The organism is Hyphomonas sp. ske169 (assembly GCF_056850855.1).
The window spans coordinates 912766-932618 of sequence record NZ_CP096146.1; the positions used below are offsets into that span (position 1 = coordinate 912766).

Genomic DNA, 19853 nt, shown 5'->3' on the forward strand with positions numbered 1-19853 from the left:
TAGCACCCTGTCAGAAAGCCGTTTCTAATGCGTTTACGCTAGGATTGGCTCGATATCGAGGAAACGCGTAAACAAATGCATGAGCTCACGCGGCATATCCTTGGGCAATAATCCGTCTACTGGGTCATCATGGCGAACGATCATGGTGCGCCCTTTGGGGTCATCGACCCGAAAATAATTCATCGACCAATCCGGAAAAGCGCGATCCAAAATCTCTTCGCCGCGGATTTGTACGACGCCAAAGTGACGATCATCCGCAACGATACGTTCATAGATCTCGAAAACTTCTTCCCGCTCGCCTTCCAGCGCCTGCATAAAGTACCGTCCATTATGCGCTAGGAATCCGGTAATCCGACGTTCGTCATTGTTCGACGCCGATACATCCAGGATGTCGCCGATTTCGGCGGTGCTGATGCCTTCTTTGGCGGTACTGACATAAACAAGACGATACATGTCTTCTCGGATAGGTCAGACCTGAAATGGTGCAATGCAATACAAGCCGGACGTGTTAAACGAGTACCAGTTTTCCGTAGGACGAGTGAGCTTGATTAGTTCTGGAAGTTTTTGACAATCGCTGCCATATAGACGGCCTATCGAATACATGAGTTAGAAAGTAGAACGGGAATGACCGAAGCAGATATTATGGTCCCCATGCGCACCGGCGAGATTCGCATCCATAATGCGGAAGGGTTTGAGGGCATGCGCAAAGCTGGGCGCCTGGTTGCTGAGTGTTTGGATATGCTAGTCGGAGAAGTGAAACCCGGCGTCACGACGGGACATATCGACGATTTGATCCGAGAATTCGTTTACGATCACGGCGCCCAATCAGCGACGATCGGCTATCGCGGCTACCGCCATGCGTCTTGCATCTCACTCAACCACGTCATTTGCCACGGAATCCCGGGCGATCGCGCGTTTAAGGATGGCGACATCGCAAACATCGATGTCACCGTCATCGTCGATGGCTGGCATGGCGATCATTCTCGCATGTTCGCTGCCGGTGAACCCAAGCGGATTGCCTCGCGCTTGATGGATGTCACCTATGAGTCCCTGATGGCGGGGATCGCAGCGGTGAAGCCGGGCAATCGGTTTGGAGATATCGGCGCCGCAATTTCAGATATTGCCCGAAAGAACCGCTTTTCTGTCGTTGAAGACTTCTGCGGCCATGGTCTTGGTCAGCTGTTCCATGACGAGCCGAATGTCGTGCACAGCGCGCGCGCTGGCACGGGCCCCGAGTTGAAAGAAGGTATGTTCTTCACGATTGAGCCAATGCTGAATGTCGGCCGCAAGGATGCTGCGATCCTGAGCGACGGTTGGACAGCTGTGACGCGAGATCGGAAGCTCTCGGCTCAGTTTGAGCATTCGGTAGGCGTGACGGCAGATGGCTGTGAGATCTTCACCGCATCGCCAAAAGGCTTTCACACGCCCCATACAGTGAGCCTTTGAGCGAACCCACCGCCAAACCACATTGGCAGGGGCATCGCGATCGCTTGCGCGGAAAACTCATTCGGCGCGGCGCAACAGCGCTCGACGATTACGAATTGTTGGAAACGCTCCTGTTCGCCTTCATTCCGAGGCGAGATGTCAAACCCATCGCCAAAGCCTTGCTTCAGAAGTTTGGTTCTCTGTCGGCCGTATTAGCCGCGGAACCAAAGGCTCTTATGGTGGTCAGCGGCGTTGGCGAGACTGTCGCGGCTTATCTCAAGGCGACACAAGAAATCGGCACCCGCGCCGCGCGCGAACACATCGCCAAACAGCCCGTCATCTCAAGTTGGGCCGCCCTCCTCGCATATGTACGCGGACAATTGCAGCATGAGACGCGCGAACAATTTCGAGTGCTCTTCTTAGATCGAAAAAACCAGATCATTGCTGATGAATTGATGGGACAAGGCACCGTCGACCAGGCCCCCGTCTATCCGAGGGAAATTGCCCGGCGCGCCATTGAGCTCTCTTCCAGCGCGGTCATCTTGGTCCACAACCACCCGTCCGGCGATCCGAAGCCCTCGCGCGCAGATATTGATATGACGCGTGAGGTGATCGACGCCTTGAGCCCGCTTGAAATTACGGTGCACGATCACCTGATTGCAGCAAAACAAGGGGTCACGAGCTTAAAGTCCGAGGGCCTGATCTAGCGACCTCAAAAAAGGATTGAGAGCCTCTCCCTGCGAAAAGACTTGCACGGGACGTCCGGACAGCTACCCTGATAAGAATACAGAAAAATACGCCATTCAAGGCGTAGCTTGGGAGGCTTTGAATGAGCGACACCGCAGCCGCGGCGGCGAATGGGCATGAAACGGGTTACGGCTCCAAGAGCTACCGAACCTACGTCCTACTAGCACTGATGGTGGTCTACACCCTCAACTTTATTGACCGCAATTTGATCGGGGTGCTCGCAGAGCCGATTATCACGACATTTAACTTAAGCGACACCCAATTTGGCCTCTTAGCCAGTTGGCCGTTTGCGATTTTCTATGCGGTGATGGGACTCCCGATTGCCATGGCCGCGGACCGGTTCAATCGCGTCAATATTATCGTGATTTGTATCGTTCTTTGGTCCGTCATGACGGCCCTTTGCGGCATAGCGGCTGGCTTTATCACGCTTATGCTGTTCCGGATCGGTGTTGCTGTTGGCGAAGCCGGTTGTACGCCGCCAGCCAACTCGATCATTGGCGATTATTATCCCGCAAAGAACCGCGCCACCGCTTTGGGAATTTACTCCATGGGCGTCACGCTTGGCGGGGTCTTAGCTTACCTCTTTGGCGGTCCTTTGGCCGAGCTGAGCGGACCGACCTTCGGCGCATGGCTTGATAGCATTGGGGTCGGCATCTTGTTCTCCGGAATAGACTGGCAGAATGTCGAGGGCTGGCGCATCGCCTTTGTTGTGATCGGTGTGCCCGGGGTCGTGATTGGCGCCCTTCTTTGGTTTACGGTGAAAGAACCCCCGCGCGGCTATTCCGATCCGCCGAATGCGCAGAAACTGCAAAAAGCTTCAACCAAAGAAACACTGCAAGAACTGGCCTCCAAACCCAGCTTTTGGTGGATGTCAGCGGGGGCAGCTTTGGTCGCTTTTGTTGGCTACGGTCTGTTTACCTTCCAGATCCCGTTCCTAATTCGTGAGCACGGGCTCGGGGTCCGGGAAGCCTCGATTAATTTCGGTGCACCGCTTTCTGCTCTTGCAGCAGTCGGCACCTTCCTCGGGGGCTATCTCACCGACAAATTCTCGCATCGGTTTAAAACCGCTGTGGCGATGATCCCGGCGATTGGATTACTTCTCGCGGTGCCGCTTTACATTTTCGCGTTCTATGCTTCGAGTCTGACCGTGGTATTTATCGTTTGGGGCGTGGCCGCGATTTGTCACTACGCCTATCTCGGCGCTCAGTACAATATCGGCCAAGGCGTTGTTTCAGTTCGTTCACGGGCGACCGCGATTGCGATTTTGTTGATCATTGTTTCCATTATCGGTAACGGCATCGGCCCACAATTTGTTGGCATCATGAGTGACGTCTTCACCGGCGTGAACCTAAGCGATGAAGGCTTGAGTGCATCTATTTGTGCCGCGCGCGATGGATTGACTGACGCCCAGCTCGCGAGCTGCGCAGAGGGACGGTCAGCTGGACTGAAACAGTCTATCTCAGTGACCACACTTTGGTTCCTGGTCGCGGCTTTCTGTTTCTGGATGTCCTCTCGCTATCTCGAGCAAGACATGGTCGCGAAAGTGGAGACTGCATAATGGCCGATACGGTCGCCGACACCCCGGCTACGGAATCGCAATCAGACGGCTATGGCAGCTCCGGCTACCGCGCTTATGTCCTGTTCGCGCTGATCGTTGTTTACACGTTCAATTTCATCGACCGGACACTGATCGGCGTGTTGGGCGAGCAAATTCGAGAGACTTTCGGTCTTTCGGACTTCATGATCGGGATCCTGTCGGGCCTCGCCTTTGCGGTGCTATATACACTTCTTGGTATTCCGTTTGCGATGCTCGCGGAGCGTAAGAACCGGACGTCCATTATCGCCCTGGCAATGGCGTCCTGGAGCGCCATGACTGTCGCCTGCGGTATGGCTCAGAATACGATGCAATTTGCATTGGCTCGGATCGGAGTCGGGATTGGGGAAGCAGGCTGCTCGCCCCCATCACACTCGTTGATTTCAGATTATTTTCCGCCCGAAAAACGCTCATCAGCGCTTGGCATTTTTGCGCTAGGAATTCCGATCGGGTCGATGCTCGCGGCGATGGGCGGTGCCTTTATAGCGACCCGAGGCGGCCTCGATTGGCGTGATGCATTCATATGGATGGGGCTACCAGGTGTGATTGGCGCGATCATCTTCAAGTTGACGGTCAAGGAACCGCCGCGCGGCTATTCTGACCCGGGCGGTGCTGCGGCAGCTGCAGCGCGGCAAATGCCATCCCCATTCAAAGTCTTTGGCGAGGTCTTTCGCAAGCCGACCTTCTGGCATGTCTCAATGGGCGGCGCGATGGCGTCTTTCGCGGGCTATGGCATCGGGCAATTCCTGGCACCGTTCTGGATGCGTGCCCATGGTTTAGATTTGATGACGGCGGCTCTTATATATGGCGGTCTCCTAGGCATCGCGGCGGGCATTGGAACCTTCGGCTCGGGGGTTGTTGCAGACCGCGTGCGTGGTCGCCATCCGAACTCTGACAGCTGGCTTCCGGCCATTGGCATGAGCGCATGTGTTCCACTAATGATCTTTGGTTACAACACAACTGCCTTTTCAAGCGGCAGTCTAGCGATCTGGCTCGCCATCCCTGTGCTCGTCATTGCCGCGATCCTGCGCTACACATATCTCGCTCCAATGTTTGCGGTGACGCAAAAGCTGGTTGAGCCGAGAATGCGGGCAACCGCAGCAGCGCTGCTGCTCTTCGTCGTGAACTTGATTGGCTACGGTCTCGGACCGCCAGCCGTTGGTTGGATTTCAGACCAAGGCACTAAGTATCAACTGGCTCAGCTTGAATCACCTGTAACGGCAGCACAATGCAGTAGCATCGAGCGCTCGCTCCTCGCCACTCGTAAAGATCGAGAGGGGGCCCTGTCAGGCGATGCGTTGACGGAAGCAAATGCGAATAATGACAATTTCTGTAAGCCAGCGCGCGCCGTTGGAAACCGGGTTGGCGTGTCGGTCGGCTCGCTGTTTTTACTCTGGGCAGCGCTGCATTTCTTCCTCATGGGTCGGACAATGAAACGTGACCTGTGGACGCCAGACGAGACGCCCGCTACAGCCTGATTTATGGCGGTCTATACAAACGTATCTGACGACGAACTTGCGCAATTCCTCACCGAATATGAGATCGGTGAGGCGATTGCGTTTAAGGGCATTGCTGAGGGCGTCGAGAATTCAAACTATTACCTAGAGACCACGGCTGGGCGGTTTATCCTCACGCTTTTTGAAAAGCGTGCGAACCCTGCTGACCTTCCCTATTTCATCGCGCTAAAACAGCATCTGGCTGCAAATGGTTTTTCTTGTCCTCTGCCGGTTATGGCGTCCGACGGCGCCGCACTCAGAACGCTGGCAGGACGTCCAGCCGTCATTGTCACTTTCTTACAGGGGCTGTCACCGCGTGTCCCAAACGCCATCCAATGCCGCGAGATGGGCGCCGGGCTCGCAAAACTGCATGAAGCTGCTTCCGATTTCGATATGGAACGGGCGAATAGTCTTGATGCAAGCAGTTGGCCTGCCCTGTGGGACGGACGCGCCCAACACGCTGAAGAGTTACAAACCGGGTTAGCCGAGAAGATCGATCAAGACCTCAACGCCATCGCCCAATCTGGATCCTTAACCGGAACACTGCCGCGCGGCACCATCCATGCAGACTTGTTTCCCGATAACGCATTTTTCTTGGGCAACCGATTCACCGGCGCGATCGATTTTTACTTCGCCTGCACAGATGCGCTTGCTTACGATTTGGCGATTTGTGTGAACGCTTGGGCTTTTGAACCAGACGGCGCATTCAATTTTTCAAAGGCGACCAATTTAATCGCTGGCTATGAATCCATTCGTGAGCTGACCGGAGAGGAAAAATCTGCCTTCCCGCTGCTCTGCCGTGGGGCGGCGCTTCGCTTCTTCCTGACCCGTCTGATCGATTGGACAGACACCCCGAAAGATGCGCTGGTGAAGCCAAAAAACCCGCTCGACTATGCCGACCGGCTGCGGTTCCACCGCACAGCGCATTCGATTGGTGATTATGGCGGCTAGCCCTTTTCCCTAAGTCACCAATGGACAGGCCAGATGGCCGGGCTAATCTCGCATCCATGATCTGCCCATTAAGAGGCAGCGAGAGGAAACGAGCCATGCATCCATCGCATCACGCAAAGACCGACCCCAATCGCGCGGCCTATATTATGGCGAACAGCGGGGAGACCGTAACCTTTGAAGAGCTTGAGACGCGCTCTAATCAAATCGCCCACGCGTTTCGAACGCTTGGACTTCAGCATGGCGACACGCTGGCGATTTTCGCTGAAAACAGCCCGCGCTATTTCGAGATTTGCTGGGCAGCTCAACGCGCCGGGCTCTACTTCGTCTGCATTTCTTCGCGACTGACCACGCCGGAAGTCGAGTACATCGTCAAAGACAGCGGCGCGCGCCTATTGATTGCGTCAGCTGGTCTCAAAGCAGTCGCGGCGGAAGTCACAAGTGTCACGGATTTGGAAGCTTATTGGTCAATTGACGGCCCGATCCCCGGCTATGAGCCCTTAGAAGGGGTTCGCGCCGGCATGCCGGACACGCCAATATCTGATGAACGGGCTGGTTCTGACACGCTCTACTCATCTGGCACAACCGGGCGCCCGAAAGGAATCCGTCCACCGCTGCCAGAAGACACAGCGATCGATGGCACAAACGCGCTGACGATGATCGCGCAGGCTCTGTTTAAAGCTGGTCCGGACGGCATCTATCTCTCTCCTGCACCTCTCTATCACGCGGCGCCGCTGCGTTGGTGCATGTCGATGACAAAATTCGGGATGACCCTGGTCATCATGGAGAAGTTCGACCCAGAACAATATTTAGCGCTGGTCGAGAAATATAAAATCACCCACACGCAACTGGTGCCCACCATGTTCGTGAAGATGCTGAAACTACCAGAAGCCGTTCGCACGAAATACGACGTTTCAAGCTTGGTCGCGGCTGTCCACGCCGCCGCCCCTTGCCCGGTACCGGTGAAGCAGCAGATGATCGAATGGTGGGGCCCGGTGATCGAAGAATATTATGCGGGCTCTGAAGGCAATGGCATGACCTGGGCCAATTCAGAGCAATGGCTCGCGCATAAGGGGACTGTGGGCATTCCGATCTTTGGCGAGCTGCACATTTGTGACGAAGCGGGCGATGAAGTGGCGCAAGGCGAAGAAGGACAGATCTATTTTGGCGGCACCGCTCCGCCCAATTATCACAATGATCCGGAGAAAACCAAAGGTGCGCTTAATCCCAAACATGATGATTGGTCATCCTTGGGCGATGTTGGGAAAGTTGATGCAGACGGCTTCCTGTATCTCACCGACCGCAAGGCCTTCATGATCATTTCGGGCGGTGTGAACATTTATCCGCAAGAAGCAGAAAACATCCTGATTACCCATCCTGCCGTCGCCGATGTCGCCGTGATTGGTGTTCCGAACGAAGAGTTTGGCGAAGAGGTGAAAGCCGTGGTCCAGCCAATGGAAGGTATCGAAGGCACGGATGAATTGGCCGACGAGCTTCTGGCCTTTTGCCAAGAGAACCTCGCCAAAATCAAATGCCCGAAATCAGTCGATTTCGATCCAGACTTACCGCGTCATCCGACAGGCAAATTATATAAGCGCCTCGTTCGAGACCGGTATTGGGGCAATAAAGACAGCCGTATCGTATAAGCAAGCTCATTCTCAGGAAACACTTGCAGAACCCGGCGCTAAGCGCCACTAATCATTAAAGAAACAAACTCTCGGGAGAAACTCATGGCCGATCCAAAAACTGTACAATATGCCGACTTAGAAGGCCTCGTTGGCCAAACCCTCGGCCCCTCTGATTGGTTCGAAGTCGATCAGACGCGGATCAACACATTCGCCGATGCAACGGGCGACCATCAATGGATCCACGTAAACGAAGAAATGGCCAAACAGATGCTGGGCTCAACCATTGCTCATGGTTATCTCACACTGTCTTTGATCCCGATGTTCGGACCACAAGTTCTGCGCGTTGAAGGCGTCAGCCGCGGCATCAATTATGGCGCCAATAAAGTCCGCTTTACAAACATGGTGCCGGTCAATTCAAGACTGCGCATGACCCAAACGGTAAAAGAAGTGAATGACAAAGCCGGCGGCAAGCAGATGATCTCTGAATGCACGATCGAAATTGACGGCCAAGAGCGTCCAGCCTGCGTCGCTGAGACAATCACCGTTCTCTACGGCTAAAATCGACCTATATTGAGCGGGTATCCAATAGAGAGACCCGCTCATGTCGTCTTCCCCCATGTCAGGCCTTCAGAAAATCAAACGTAGCGATGCCGAATGGCGCGAGCTGCTGACGCCCGATCAATATCGTGTTGGCGTCAAAGAAGGCACCGAGCGCGCCTTTTCGCCAGGTAATTTCGAAAGCGAAAAGCGCGACGGCATCTATCATTGCGTGGGCTGTGACACCCCGCTTTGGTCATCAGAGCACAAGTTTGACAGCGGTACTGGTTGGCCCAGCTATTGGCAGCCGATCAGCGAAGACGTGGTCGAGACCAAGACCGATTTCAAGCTGATCTATCCCCGTTCTGAGTGCCACTGCGCGGTGTGCGGCCTGCATATGGGGCACGTATTTAAAGACGGTCCGCCGCCAACCGGTCAGCGCTGGTGCATCAATGGCGTGGTTTTAAACTTCCGCCCGGTGGAAACTTAAAGATCGAAGCTGGACATCCGACGAGACGTGGTTAATTTACCGCTATTCGATAAATAGCGGAGCAGATTATGCGTCTTTCTTTTCTCCTGACCGGCGCGGCCGGTTTGGCCATTTTGGCAGGGTGTACATCCACAGCGGCGGTTGAAACCGACCCAGTCATCGTGGATACCCCGCCGCCAACCGCTGAAGCTGAGGACACCTCTGTGACCCTGACCCCACCTATCGCAAAACGCGAAATGAAGACGATTGAACAAGTCGGACGCACGCGGATTGATCCATATAACTGGATGAAAGACGATAATTGGCAACAAGTGATGCAAGACCCAACCGTCTTGCGCGCCGATATTCGCGAATATCTTGAAGCGGAGAACGCTTTTACCAAAGCGAAACTCGAAGAACCGCTAGAGGGCCTCAAGGAAGAACTGTTCCAGGAAATGCGCGGTCGGATCAAAGAGGATGATAGCTCTTTGCCATCCGTTCATGGGCCATATGCCTACCTGACGAGATACCGGACAGGCGGTGAATATCCAATCATCGCGCGCAAGGCGGCGGCCGATATCTACAATACCGAGGCCGAAGACGAGATCCTGCTTGATGGCGACGCCATGGGTAAAGACAAAGCCTATTTCGCATTCAACGATGTTGAGCATAGCCCGAACCACAAGCTGATCGCCTATGCTGTCGACGAACAGGGGAGCGAATTCTACGCGATTAAGTTCAAGAATCTCGAGACCGGCGAAATGCTTCCGGACGTCATCGAACGGACCGCCGGAAGCTTCGTCTGGGGCGCCAATTCTGATCGTGTGTATTGGGTTGAACGCGATGATGAGGGCCGTCCTGCCGCCGTCCATATGTATAAACTTGGCAGCGAAGGATCGACTGAGATCTATCGCGAGCAAGACCCTGGCTTCTTTATCGGCGTCAGCGAGTCGCAATCCGGCGAGTACATCTTTATCAGCGCCGGCAGCCACACGACATCTGAAGTCCACTATTTCGAAGCGGACGCAGAGACGCCTGAGCTGAAAGTAATTTCTCCGCGTGAAAACGACCTCGAATATAGTGTTGAGCACTGGGGCGATGATTTCGTCATTTCGACCAATGCGGACGACTCTGTCGATTTTAAAGTCGTCACAACGCCTGTGAGCGCGCCCGGACGGGAAAACTGGACGGATCTGGTACCGTATGAGGCGGGCACCCTCATTCTTGGCATGGATGTTCTGAAAAACCATCTCATTCGTCTCGAGCGGAAAGACGGCCTACCGCGCATTGTCGTGCGCGAGCGTGAAACCGGCAATGAAGAGACGATCGCCTTCGAAGAAGAAGCCTATGCGCTCGGAACGTCGATCGGCTACGAATATGATACGACGCAGATGCGGATCAGTTATTCGTCTCCATCAACGCCATCGCAAACTTTCGATTATGATGTCGCCACCAAAGAGCGCGTGCTGCGCAAGGAACAAGAGGTTCCGTCCGGTCACGATGCCAGCGACTATGTCGTGAAACGCGTGCTGGCGCCAGCGCGCGATGGCGCGGCCGTTCCGGTCACCATCCTTTATCACAAGGACACCGCGATTGATGGGTCAGCGCCAATGCTGCTCTATGGTTATGGCTCTTACGGCATCACCATATCAGCGCGCTTCCGAACTACGCCGCTCGCCCTCGCCGATCGCGGCATGGTCTATGCGATTGTGCACCCGCGCGGATCAATGGCGAAAGGCTATCAGTGGTATCTCGATGGCAAGCTTAAAAAGAAGGTCAACACATTCAACGATTATGTGGATGCCGGTAACCACCTGATCGCTGAAGGTTACTCAACCCGCGGAAATGTGGTCGGCATGGGTGGTTCAGCAGGCGGTCTGTTGATGGGCGCGGTCGCCAACCAAGACCCGGAAATGTTTGCAGGCATCATCGCGGCGGTTCCATTCGTGGATGTCATCAATACGATGTCTGACGACACTCTGCCTCTGACCCCACCAGAGTGGCCAGAATGGGGGAACCCGCTGACCAGCGCGGAGGACTATGACACGATGATGGCCTACAGCCCGTATGATCAAACCACTGATCTGCCCTATCCTGCTATGCTGATCACCGGCGGCCTCAGCGATCCGCGCGTAACCTATTGGGAGCCGAGCAAATGGGCCGCGAAGCTGCGCAATGAAGCTCCGGACGCGGGTCCATATTTCCTCCGCATCAATATGGAAGCCGGCCATGGCGGCGCCTCGGGCCGGTTCGAAGGCTTAAAAGAAACCGCGCTTGAATATGCGTTTGCGTTAGCGGCGGTTGGCAAGGCTGGCGACGTCGAGCTCGACTAGGTTCGAACCGGATGGAAGCGGGCCTCGCGCCCGCTGAAACCTACATCGTTCAAACAAATGCCCCGGCCGAATGGTCGGGGTTTTACGGTTTTTACGCTGACGTTTTTGCTCAAGATGCGGACCTATCGATGGATGGCACGACTCATATTTGCGTGGACTCTCGAAGCGTAGAGCGCGAGGCCAAGCGCCCCAAGGCTTGCCAAAAATGCGAATTGCAGGACAAAATCGGGAGGAATTATTCTTCGCAAGGAGAGCAGAGCCCAAAAAAAGCTCAGAATGGAAATCGAATACCTGTTCAGTCTGTGGCGAGAAATGGCGAACCACAATCCCGCAGGTGCCAGCGCCGCCATTTCGTATGCGTACGCATAAGGGGTCACAAGGATCGCGCCCGCACAGGCGATTGTCGCTAGATAAAGCGGGTCATCATTAGACCGCGCGCGGCGCTGCCATTCCCAGGTGATGACGACAAATAGACTAATGGCCAGCGAGAATTGCGCCACGAGAGAGACCGTCTTTGACGCTCCCCAAACTTGCATTTGTCCGAACACGGTCGTCATGCTGACGGATGGCGTGAGGGCGCCTGCTCCCAACATATCTGACTGAAGCCGATCAACCGCATTCACGAATGAGACGAAACTCTCTGGCCCAAAGACCAAACAAGCACCGGTGTGAAGCACAATCGTGACCGCCGCGGCGGTTCCAAAGGCCTTCCACGCCCCGGCCACAATAAATATGCCGGGCAATAGCAGGCCAAGTTGTGGTTTGATCGTGAGAAGCCCTGCGGCAATTCCTGCGATCAACCAATCAGATCTCGGGCGGAATGCTGCGCTGATCAATCGGGCCGACGTGAGCAGACTTATCTGGCCATTGATGATGACACCGACGGCATTCGGAGCCGAGATCAAAAAGAGGAGCGCAATGAACCGTTTCTGATGATTGAACTCGTGAGCATTGATCAACCGCCGAAGCGACAGGGCATAAATCGCTGCGGTCGTCAGCATCCATACCCAATAGCTGAGCTTGTAAGGGAGTAGCGACAAGGGAGCGATGATGAAAAATGCGGCGGGTGGATATTGCCACATCATCCCCAGTTCGCCGGTTTGCGCGCGGCTCTGCATCAATGTGTTGAACGTGTCCTGATTGTAGGCCTCGAGCGCGCGACCCTGAATGGTCAAGTCGCTAACCGTGTAAAAAGCCAGAAAGTCACCGCCAACGACCCCGCGGTCTCCGAACGCGATTCCTGTGGTCAAAAATGTGACCAGCGCCGAAAGCGAAATTATCCCAATTGCGCTGAGCAGGGAGACCCCAAGAAGATGATGCCGTTGATGCTGTTCGGAAAGCGCACGTTCGACTCGATCGAGCGCAAACGTCAGGTCCCGCGCCGATTTCATTTGATGCGTCGAACCTGAAGAGCGGGGCCAGCAGGCTCAACAACCGCAAAGCTCGAGTGCCAATGCTCGCCACGGCAACGAAAAGTAGAAAAACAACATATACAAGTCATTGCCTATATATGCTTGCGATTCTATCGATTATTTCAAATATAAAATTTCTATTTGTTGAATTTATTGACCGGAAGTCCTCAGTCGGGAACGTCGATTTCAGGAGCAGATTGCATTTGGGGATTTGGTATTGGCGCGGCCACAAAAAGAGGCCCAGAGCGTTTGCTCTGGGCCTCGCATAATCTTTGGTTCCGGACTTACGACACGCCTAACTTGATGTTTGGTGTATCGCGTTTTCGGATCAGTTCACAGGCTTAGTGCAGGAACTCGAATAGGCCCGCTGCGCCCATGCCGCCGCCAATACACATGGTGACAACACCATATTTCGCCTTGCGACGCTGGCCTTCCAGCAGGATTGAGCCGGTGCAACGGGCGCCGGTCATGCCGAATGGGTGACCGATTGAAATTGAACCGCCATTGACGTTATACTTCTCAGGATCGATGCCGAGGAAGTCGCGGCTATAGAGACACTGTGAGGCAAAAGCTTCGTTCAGTTCCCATAGGTCGATATCGTCGACTTTCAGGCCGTGACGCTCAAGCAAGCGCGGAACCGCTTTGATTGGGCCAATGCCCATCTCGTCTGGATCAACACCGCCAACATTGAAGCCCATGAAGCGGCCGAGCGGTTGAATATTCCGACGCGCGGCTTCTTCCGCTTCCATGACGACAACTGCAGCAGCGCCATCAGACAGCTGAGACGCGTTACCGGCTGTGATGTATTTGCCTTGCTGAACTTGCTGACCGCCAGAGAAGACCGGCGGCAGACCAGCAAGCGCTTCAGCTGTGGTTCCTGGGCGGTTACACTCATCGCGGTCACAGACCACGTCTTCTTCTGTGATCTCACCAGTTTCTTTGTTCTTGAGCATCATTTTCGTTGCTAGCGGAACAATTTCCTCAGCCATGTGGCCGCGCTTTTGGAACTCAGCAGTTCGGCGCTGAGACTCAGCAGAATACTCATCTTGCGCTTCGCGGCTGACGCCATAACGCTCAGCAACGATTTCAGCGGTTTCGATCATGGTCATCCAGATCGCAGGCCATTTCGCCATCAGCTGATCTTCTGTGTAGCGATGCAAGTTCATGTGACCTGAACGAGATACCAGTGAAAGGCTCTCAACGCCGCCGCCAATCGCGACAGGCGCGCCTTCATTGATCACGGTGTGTGCAGCGTTCGCAATCGCTTGCAGACCTGAAGAGCAGAACCGGTTGATGGTCGCGCCTGAGGTTGAGCTTGGGCAGCCTGCCCAGAGCGCTGCGTTACGGGCAACATTGTGTCCGGTCGCGCCTTCTGGCTGCGCTGAACCGAGGAACACATCCTCGACAGCTTCTGGCTCAACACCGGCACGATCCAGCGCGTGCTTGATCGCGTGACCGGCCATGGTGATGCCGTGCGTGTTGTTAAGAGAACCGCGTCCGGCTTTAGCAAGCCCGGTACGAGCGGTGGAAACGATTACAGCTTCGCGCATTTGAGATATTCTCCCGTGAGTGGTCTATGTTGCGGCGCACCCTACTGAAGCGAGCAAGCCCCGGCTAGGGGTAACGTTGACGTAAAGTGGAACGACGTCGCGGAAACCACTTCACGAAGGTGTGAATCCGGCCTAGCTTGCCGGTCCACAAAGGGGAGAACACACAATGGGTGTATTCAAATTCGCGCTCAATAAGGGCAAAGAGATCATCGCTGATCGCAACAAAGTCGCCGAAAAGGCGATCCGCAAAGAGGTCGAAGATCTCGGGTTGGATGATGAGCTTGGCGGCGATTTCAATGTGATCGTCGACGGCAAACAGGTGAAACTGGAAGGCAAAGTGCCGGATCAGGAAACCAAGGAGAAGCTCATCCTCGCGGCTGGCAATGTTAGCGGTATTGGTGAGGTAGACGACTCAATGAAAGTGAAATCAAAGGCGAAAGTGTCTGAGTCGGTCATGCACACGGTAAAGTCAGGTGACACATTGTCGAAAATCGCCAAGAAATATTATGGCGATGCCATGCGTTACCCGGACATCTTTGATGCCAATACGCCGATGCTGAAGCATCCAGACAAAATTTATCCCGGTCAGGTTCTACGCATTCCAGGCGCCTAACCGATACAAAAGGAACCGTTCATGCTGCGATTTTTAGGCACTTCAATCCTCGCGCTCGGGCTCGCAGCATGCGCGGATGCCGCCGCGCCAGACTCGACAAGCGGCGATTCGGCTACCGGTTATTACCGTCCGGGCGTCGAAATCCCCGCATCGGCAGATCTTAGCCGCGGGGACGTTCCTCGCGATGAGTATGGCCGGCCTTATACATATGAAGGCCTCGGCGAAGCCTTACCGGAATTTACCGGTGCGCTCGCCAGCGGGGCGAGCTTTTCGTCTAGCCTTTTAGAGGGGCGCTGGACGGTTATCGAAGTCTGGGGGATCTGGTGCCATGATAGCCGCAATGACGCGACTTACGCCGCCGCGCTCTCACGTGCGCTGGCCCAAGATCCAGACGTCGACTTTATGTCGATCCATACACCGCCAAATGCGGAACACGCGCACCGCGCCTATCGCAGCTATGACTCAGTTTCAGAGTGGTTCGACGAGAAAGGTTGGTCCTTTCCAACAGTGATTGATGAGGACGCCGCTATCAGAGAGCTTTTGCGCATTCGCTGGACGCCAACCTATTTGGTCATTGCGCCGGACCTGACCGTCCAAGGGTTCCGGACTGGATTGGCAGATGCTGGCGACATGGCGGTTAAAGACTTTGTGCAAGATATCGCAGAAACGCGACGCGATTGGTCGCGCCCGTAACACCAGAAACCCGATCTCAACCGTCACAATTTGCAGCGGGCAATCTGATGAGGCGTCTCGTTCTAATCACATATTCTGACAGCATGTAATTGAAGCTCGTACACCTGTCCGAAAATCCCGTAAAAACAGGCCTATATAACCGTTATTTCATCAGGTTTCTCACATTCCCCCCTATCAAACATGCCTATCAATTGGGTAATAAAGGTCTGTAAGTTCACACGCTGAAACGGACCTCCCAATGCTGCACGCTTCAACCAAAAAACTCATCGACCGCCTCGCCGAAATGACCGAACTCGCCAAGCTCGATTGGGCTGAGGGCGAGGATGGCACCATTACCTATTCGACCGAGGGCTATAGCGTTTCGCTAACCGAAACCCCGAACGAAATGGTGATCACGTCCAAGGATGGCAAAGAGCTTGAGCGCGCGAGCGCGGATGAATTAGCGAGCACACTTACAGACGACGGCAGCAGCTATGCGGCAATCGTCGCCGCGATGACAAGTGAAGCGGCGCGCGTGGCTCGCGGCACTGAAACGGCGATCTCAACGCTGCTGGCAGGCATGCAAGAAGACGCGCCTGCAGATGATGTCGTCGCGACGGATGATCCGATCACCGACGAGGAGACAGGCGTCGAGCTTCAAGAAGACCCCGCGGATGAGACTGGCGTTTTGACCGATGAGAGCGTTGAGGCGATTTCTGTCGAATCTGCGCAAACTGAGACTGTTTCCGAAGAAGACGGTTCCAACTCGGATGATCAGCCTGACGCCATTGAGGTCGCCGCAGTACCAGAAGCAACCGAAGCCGAAGAGACTGCCGCTCCTGAAGAGGACACAGTGCTCGAGGCAGCACCAATCGGAGAGGAAGAAGGTCCCGCCTCTGACATGGCTGACCCCACCTCAGAAGCCGAACCTGAATCAGAAGATCACGTCACAGAAGCGGTGGCGCGTCTTGCAGATGAAGTGAACCAGCGCGATGAGACGCCGCTCGATACAGCCGCTGCGTCTGCCGTGGGCGCCGTGGCTTTGGCGGCAGGGCTATCTCAAGACAGTGATGACAACGAGCCTGCCCAAGAAGAGGCGGAAACAATTGAAGCTGAACCCGCCTCTATTATCGCCGCCGCAGAAGAAACCATAAGCGAACCCGCTCCGTATGTTCCGTTTGGCTTAGAGGCGGTTGAAGACACCGCAGGCCAAGGCTCTGTAGACGAGGTTGCGGTCGTCGAGACCGAGGCTTCCGACCAGGTTGAAGCCGAACAGGTAAACGCGTTCACGTTCGTAGCGCCCATTGAAACTGAAACCCCTGCGCCAGTGGAACCTGAGGCGGAAACAATTTCCGAGCCTGAACCTGCGCCGGAACCTGTCAAAGAGACAGTGACAACGTGGGGAGGGATTTCCGCCGAAGATTCGCAACCGGCCGAAGCAGCATCCGAGCCTGTAGAAGCGTCAGAACCAGTGGCCGAAACACCCGATCTTGCGGTCGCCTCTGTTGTTCCAGCCGCAACTGAGCCAGAAGCTGAGATTGTAGAAGAGATGATCGAGCCTGTCGCGGCGGACGAGCCAAACACGCCCGCTGTAGCAGAAACAGCGCCCGCAGAACCGCAATCCTACAGCTTAAGCGGGATCGGCGCTGGGTTCGGACTTGGCGCCCTTTCCGCAAAAACAGAGGCTTCCGGGGTCCCGGGCCCGAGCGGGGCGGGCAGCTCTGAGGAAGATAAAGTCGTCATCGATGCCACAGAAGATGTTCTCCCAGAAATCGACGGCAAACCCGCCCTGCCGGCTGGCGTTGCACCGATCGCATCCACCATTAACGTTGAGAACCCGTCCGATCCGTCCGCTGCCCCGCAAGACGCAGAAGGCGAGTCTGACATTCTAAAACCGCGCACACGTTTCAATCCTTGGGATTGAGATCGAGCGAATCACTCAATGAATTCAACAGAAAGCGCGTCCCTCGGGGCGCGCTTTTTTGATGCAAAAGTGGCATGGCTGCCACACACACAGGCAATGTAAGGTTTTTTACACTCACAACCGCACTCAAGCGCTTGCCCAAGCCGTAATTGGCGGTCAATTGCGGGCGGATAGGCGTCTTTTGGCGAGACGCCCTGAACCTTTGGCAGCCCAGTCTCTGGCAGAAAGTAACGTGCTTATGTCTCTCAAACGCTCCCTCAACGTATCCGCCGCAATTGTGATCACAGGTCTGATTGCGACGCCCGCCTTGGCGCAAGACTCTGAGACCGCAGAGGTTCGGCGCCTCGATCCGGTCCTGACAACAGCTCAACGCGTTGAAGAATCCGCTCAAGATGTTCCGATCTCGATTACGACCGTTTCGGGCGAGAAATTGGATAATATCAAAGCCGGCGGCGCCGATATCCGTTTCTTGTCTGCTCGCGTCCCGAGCGTCATCGCCGAAAGCTCCTTTGGACGCGCCTTCCCGCGTTTCTATATTCGCGGCATCGGCAACACAGATTTCGATTTGAATGCCTCGCAACCGGTCTCTTTGGTCTATGATGATGTGCCGTATGAGAGCCCGATCCTAAAAGGCTTCCCGGTCTTTGACTTAGAATCGATTGAAGTCCTTCGCGGACCACAAGGCACACTGTTTGGGCGCAACACCCCTGGCGGCATCATCAAGTTTGATAGCGTCAAACCAGGCGAAGAGACGAATGGTTACATTCGTGGCTCATTCGGCAAATACAATACGCGCGAATTTGAAGGCGCGTTCGGCGCCCGGCCAAGCGATGGCTTCGCCTTCCGGGCCTCTGGTTTGATCCAATTGCGTGATGATTTCGTCGACAACGCATTCACTGGTGAACGCGACGCGCTCGAAGGCTTTGAAGAATATGCTGGCCGTATCCAAACGCTGTTCTCTCCGAGCGCCAAGACCGACATTTTGATCAACCTTCATGCCCGGCAGAATGACAGTAGCGCCCGCGTCTTCCGGGCCAACGTACTGGAAGTTGGCCGCGAAGGGCTTGCACCAGGCTTTGACTTTGAAACCGTGTTCCAAGATGGCGACAACTTCCTCGAGCAAACCAGTTCAGGCATCACCGCGCGCTTGGACCATGAAGTCTCTGACGCTTTAGATTTCACCTATGTTTACGGCTACGAGACCGCCAAGACCCTGTCGCGCGGCGATATTGATGGCGGCTTCGGGGCGGCGTTCCTTGGCGAAGGTAACTTTGGGCCGGGCTTTATCCCATTCCCAAGCGAAACTAGTGGCGGCGTGGATAAGCTGCGTCAAGAAACACATGAAGCGCGCTTTGCGTTTGATGATGGCGGACCGCTGCGCGCCCAAGCCGGTCTCTTCATCTTCAGCGAAGAGGTGAACATCACCTCGCAGAACATCGACTCTCTGTCCGGCGGCACCGTTCTGACGATCGCTCAGCGCTCGCTCGACACGGACAGCACCGGCATCTTTGCCTCAGTAGAATACGATCTCACCGATCGTCTAACGGTCGCTGGCGGCGCACGCTGGACCGAAGACGAAAAAGAGTTCCGCGCGACAGGCGATGAGCGCGAACTGGGTGACGAGCAAATCAGCTGGGATGCCTCTGCGACTTACGCGCTGCAAGACGACGTCAATATCTATGCGAAAGTCGCAAAAGGCTTCCGCGGGCCAACCGTTCAGCAACGGTTCGGCGCCCCTTCACAAGCCGACAGTGAAACCGTGTTGTCATATGAAGCGGGCGTCAAATCTGAGCTGTTCGCCAATCGAGTTCGGACAAATGCCAACGTGTTTTTCTATGAAATTGACGGCCAGCAGCTGACCATTGTCGGCGGTATCGATAACTCCGTCTCTCTGTTCAACGCAGATAAGAGTGAAGGCTACGGATTTGAGGCCGACCTCGAAGCGATTGTCACCGATAACCTGCTGATCACGGCCGGTCTGTCTTACAACAAGACTGAGTTCAAAGATGACGTGATCATTGCCGATGGGTGCGGCGGCGGGTGTACCGTCCTTGACGCGCAAGCTTTCGATGCCAGTGGCGACCCGATTCTAAACGCGTTTGGCGGCCCGACCTTTAACATTTCAGGCAACTCATTCCCGAACGCGCCTGAATGGATTGCCAACTTCACCGCTCAATACACGTTCCCAGTTGAAGCTGGCGAATATTACGCCTTCACCGATTGGGCATATAAAGGCGACACCAATTTCTTCCTCTATGACAGCGTTGAATTCCTGCAGGAGGGATATTGGCAAGGCGGATTGCGTGCTGGCTATCGCTCTGACAGCGGCATGGATGTGTCGGGCTTTGTTCGGAACCTGACCGATGAGATCGTGCTTGAAGGCGGCATCGACTTTAACAACCTAACCGGCTTCGTGAACGAGCCGCGCACTTATGGCATCGAACTCCGGTTCGATTTCTAAGTCGTTTAGGATAAAAACGTCCATAAAAGCGATTGCGGCCCGCG

16 protein-coding genes are annotated in these 19853 nt (G+C 55.0%); 13 read left to right on the forward strand and 3 right to left on the reverse strand.

From position 1 onward, the window contains the following. Positions 1-33: 33 nt before the first annotated feature. Positions 34-453 (reverse strand): BLUF domain-containing protein, encoded by a 420-nt coding sequence (locus MY069_RS04385; protein ID WP_482795858.1) that lies wholly within the window; start codon positions 451-453, stop codon positions 34-36. Between the two features lie 171 nt (positions 454-624). On the opposite strand from MY069_RS04385, the gene map reads away from it, so the two are divergent. The 9 genes from map (at position 625) to MY069_RS04430 (ending at position 11177) form a co-directional block, all read left to right on the forward strand. Beyond that, positions 625-1446, forward strand: coding sequence for a type I methionyl aminopeptidase (map, locus tag MY069_RS04390; RefSeq protein ID WP_482795859.1), 822 nt, complete (start codon positions 625-627; stop codon positions 1444-1446). Next, on the forward strand, positions 1404-2132 hold the full coding sequence (gene radC / locus MY069_RS04395) for a RadC family protein (protein ID WP_482796677.1): 729 nt from the start codon (positions 1404-1406) through the stop codon (positions 2130-2132). The genes map and radC overlap by 43 nt, the downstream gene beginning before the upstream one ends. Positions 2133-2254: 122 nt before the next feature. Next, the gene (locus MY069_RS04400; RefSeq protein ID WP_482795860.1) at positions 2255-3730 is read left to right on the forward strand and encodes a spinster family MFS transporter; all 1476 of its coding nucleotides are present in this window, start codon (positions 2255-2257) and stop codon (positions 3728-3730) included. Continuing rightward, positions 3730-5244, forward strand: a complete 1515-nt coding sequence (locus tag MY069_RS04405) for a spinster family MFS transporter (protein ID WP_482795861.1) — start codon at positions 3730-3732, stop codon at positions 5242-5244. Before MY069_RS04400 ends, MY069_RS04405 begins: the two co-directional genes overlap by 1 nt. A 3-nt stretch (positions 5245-5247) precedes the next feature. Continuing rightward, positions 5248-6213 (forward strand): homoserine kinase, encoded by a 966-nt coding sequence (gene thrB / locus MY069_RS04410; protein ID WP_482795862.1) that lies wholly within the window; start codon positions 5248-5250, stop codon positions 6211-6213. A gap of 95 nt (positions 6214-6308) precedes the next feature. Further along, positions 6309-7856 carry an acyl-CoA synthetase gene (locus MY069_RS04415; RefSeq protein ID WP_482795863.1) on the forward strand — a complete coding sequence of 516 codons (1548 nt, stop codon included), beginning with the start codon at positions 6309-6311 and terminating at the stop codon, positions 7854-7856. An 84-nt stretch (positions 7857-7940) separates the two neighbouring features. Then, positions 7941-8396: a MaoC family dehydratase gene (locus MY069_RS04420; protein ID WP_482795864.1), complete on the forward strand. Its 456-nt coding sequence runs from the start codon at positions 7941-7943 to the stop codon at positions 8394-8396. Between the two features lie 43 nt (positions 8397-8439). Continuing rightward, positions 8440-8865 carry a peptide-methionine (R)-S-oxide reductase MsrB gene (gene msrB, locus MY069_RS04425; RefSeq protein WP_482795865.1) on the forward strand — a complete coding sequence of 142 codons (426 nt, stop codon included), beginning with the start codon at positions 8440-8442 and terminating at the stop codon, positions 8863-8865. Positions 8866-8933: 68 nt separating this feature from the next. After that, positions 8934-11177, forward strand: a complete 2244-nt coding sequence (locus MY069_RS04430; protein WP_482795866.1) for a S9 family peptidase — start codon at positions 8934-8936, stop codon at positions 11175-11177. A 122-nt stretch (positions 11178-11299) separates the two neighbouring features. On the opposite strand, the gene MY069_RS04435 is transcribed toward MY069_RS04430, so the two are convergent. Next, positions 11300-12568, reverse strand: a complete 1269-nt coding sequence (locus MY069_RS04435; protein WP_482795867.1) for a glycosyltransferase family 87 protein — start codon at positions 12566-12568, stop codon at positions 11300-11302. 362 nt (positions 12569-12930) lie between these two features. Then, positions 12931-14139 carry an acetyl-CoA C-acyltransferase gene (locus tag MY069_RS04440; RefSeq protein WP_482795868.1) on the reverse strand — a complete coding sequence of 403 codons (1209 nt, stop codon included), beginning with the start codon at positions 14137-14139 and terminating at the stop codon, positions 12931-12933. Between the two features lie 166 nt (positions 14140-14305). On the opposite strand from MY069_RS04440, the gene lysM reads away from it, so the two are divergent. From lysM to MY069_RS04460, 4 genes are all read left to right on the forward strand, one after another. Further along, positions 14306-14752, forward strand: a complete 447-nt coding sequence (gene lysM / locus MY069_RS04445; RefSeq protein WP_482795869.1) for a peptidoglycan-binding protein LysM — start codon at positions 14306-14308, stop codon at positions 14750-14752. Between the two features lie 21 nt (positions 14753-14773). Then, positions 14774-15445 carry a TlpA family protein disulfide reductase gene (locus MY069_RS04450; protein ID WP_482795870.1) on the forward strand — a complete coding sequence of 224 codons (672 nt, stop codon included), beginning with the start codon at positions 14774-14776 and terminating at the stop codon, positions 15443-15445. Between the two features lie 238 nt (positions 15446-15683). Beyond that, positions 15684-17348: a hypothetical protein gene (locus tag MY069_RS04455; RefSeq protein WP_482795871.1), complete on the forward strand. Its 1665-nt coding sequence runs from the start codon at positions 15684-15686 to the stop codon at positions 17346-17348. 238 nt (positions 17349-17586) lie between these two features. Then, positions 17587-19809, forward strand: coding sequence for a TonB-dependent receptor (locus MY069_RS04460; RefSeq protein WP_482795872.1), 2223 nt, complete (start codon positions 17587-17589; stop codon positions 19807-19809). Positions 19810-19853 lie beyond the last annotated feature (44 nt).